This window comes from Corynebacterium sp. UMB9976 (assembly GCF_030212265.1).
Taxonomy (GTDB): domain Bacteria; phylum Actinomycetota; class Actinomycetes; order Mycobacteriales; family Mycobacteriaceae; genus Corynebacterium.
On sequence record NZ_JASODY010000062.1, the window covers coordinates 1 to 434 of the forward strand.

Consider the following 434-nt stretch of genomic DNA (forward strand, 5'->3'; position numbering starts at 1 on the left):
CTTACACCGCTTCTCAACCCGGTACGCACCAGAAAATCATTGATATGGCCATGAATGGCGTTGGATGCCGGGCAACAGCCCGCATTATGGGCGTTGGCCTCAACACGATTTTACGTCACTTAAAAAACTCAGGCCGCAGTCGGTAACCTCGCGCATACAACCGGGCAGTGATGTGATTGTCTGCGCTGAAATGGACGAACAGTGGGGCTATGTCGGGGCTAAATCGCGCCAGCGCTGGCTGTTTTACGCGTATGACAGTCTCCGGAAGACGGTTGTTGCGCACGTATTCGGTGAACGCACTATGGCGACGCTGGGGCGTCTTATGAGCCTGCTGTCACCCTTTGACGTGGTGATATGGATGACGGATGGCTGGCCGCTGTATGAATCCCGCCTGAAGGGAAAGCTGCACGTAATCAGCAAGCGTTACACTCAGC

At 54.8% G+C, this 434-nt stretch carries 1 pseudogene; it reads left to right on the forward strand.

Going from position 1 to position 434, the window contains the following annotated elements:
* Nucleotides 1-434, forward strand: a pseudogene (locus QP140_RS09795) (IS1-like element IS1A family transposase); the annotation flags it as partial.